The 1,928-nt window shown below is 54.9% G+C and carries 1 protein-coding gene; it reads right to left on the bottom strand.

Annotated elements, in window-relative coordinates; translation table 11 throughout:
* Positions 1-415: 415 nt before the first annotated feature.
* The coding region (locus KQI83_RS15555) for a putative PEP-binding protein (protein WP_253295676.1) at positions 416-1,928 on the bottom strand (1,513 nt) is incomplete at its 5' end.

Genomic DNA, 1,928 nt, shown 5'->3' with positions numbered 1-1,928 from the left:
CAGGGGTCGCTTTGCTCCGGATTTGTAATGCCGTGTGCAAAGGTCAAAAATTCATTGCCATGACAGCCATTATGATGTAGGGGATAATCCTTATATAATTAACCTCGCCTTATTACACAAAGCTTGCGTATATATATCTATATTTGATTGAGATTGTAGTGACAGGGCTTGCCCCTGTCAGGCAGTAGCGGCAGGCGTTCATTGTTCTATGGATACGTTTGGTTGTGCGGAAGCTGTCCTCGTGCAACCGCAAGGGTTGTCCCTGCGACTGTCAAGGAGAAATCGCGCTAAATGACAGAACCTTTCCTCTCAACCCATTACGCATTACGAATTACGAATTACAAATTACAAATTATGAAAAAATCCCCGGTTCTCTCCGAGGAAAGAACCGGGGGAAAAGATTCTTGCGAATCAATTATTTCTCGTTTACAGCAGCCTGTGCAGCGGCCAGTCTTGCGATCGGCACACGGAAGGGTGAGCAGGAAACGTAGTCAAGACCGATCTTGTGGCAGAACTCAACGGACGAGGGATCGCCGCCGTGCTCGCCGCAGATGCCAACGTGGAGGTTGGGGTTGACGGGCTTGCCGAGCTTGAGAGCCATTTCCATCAGCTTGCCAACGCCGGTCTGATCGAGCTTTGCAAAGGGATCGTTCTCGAAGATCTTGGTGTCGTAGTAAGCGTTGAGGAACTTGCCCGCGTCGTCACGGCTGAAGCCGAAGGTCATCTGGGTCAGGTCGTTGGTGCCGAAGCAGAAGAAGTCAGCCTCGGTAGCGATCTCGTCAGCAGTCAGAGCCGCTCTCGGGATCTCGATCATGGTACCAACCTCATACTTGAGGTCAACGCCTGCGGCGGCGATCTCAGCGTCAGCGGTCTCAACAACGACCTTCTTGACGAACTTGAGCTCTTTGATCTCGCAAACCAGCGGGATCATGATCTCGGGCTTAACATCCCAGTCAGCGTGCTCCTTCTGCACCTCGATAGCAGCGCGGATAACAGCCTTGGTCTGCATCTTAGCGATCTCGGGATAGGTGACAGCCAGACGGCAGCCGCGGTGACCCATCATCGGGTTGAACTCATGCAGAGAAGCGATCAGAGCCTTGATATCCTCAACGCTCTTGCCCTGAGCCTTAGCCAGCGCCTCGATGTCAGCTTCCTCGGTGGGAACGAACTCATGCAGAGGCGGATCCAGGAAACGGATGGTTACGGGGTTGCCCTCGAGAGCCTCATACAGCTTCTCGAAGTCGCCCTGCTGATAAGGCAGGATCTTATCCAGAGCAGCCTCGCGCTCTTCTACTGTATCGGCACAGATCATCTCGCGGAACGCGGCGATTCTGTCAGCCTCAAAGAACATATGCTCGGTACGGCACAGACCGATACCCTCAGCGCCCAGCTCACGAGCCTTCTTAGCGTCAGCGGGAGTATCAGCGTTGGTGCGAACCTTCAGGGTTCTGTACTTGTCAGCCCAATCCATGACGCGGCCGAACTCACCGGCGATGGTAGCGTCAACAGTGGGGATGATGCCGTCATAGATGTTACCGGTAGAACCGTCGATGGAGATATAATCGCCCTCGTGATAGGTCTTGCCGGCGAGAGTGAACTGCTTGTTCTCCTCATCCATAGCGATGTCGGAGCAGCCGGATACGCAGCAGGTACCCATACCGCGAGCGACAACAGCCGCGTGAGAGGTCATACCGCCGCGAACGGTCAGGATGCCCTGAGCAGCCTTCATACCCTCGATATCCTCGGGAGAGGTCTCGAGACGAACCAGAACGACCTTTTCGCCTGCGCCGCCCTGAGCCTTAGCATCCTCAGCGGTGAAGACGACCTTACCGCAGGCAGCGCCGGGAGAAGCGCCCAGGCCCTTGCCTACCGGAGTAGCAGCCTTGAGCTCTTTTGCGTCGAACTGCGGATGCAGGAGTGTATCGAGG

The sequence above is a fragment of the Roseburia sp. MSJ-14 genome (assembly GCF_018918225.1).
Lineage (GTDB): Bacteria > Bacillota > Clostridia > Lachnospirales > Lachnospiraceae > Petralouisia.
The sequence above is the reverse complement of the archived record's forward strand: the minus strand, read 5'-3'. Positions and strand labels throughout refer to the sequence as shown.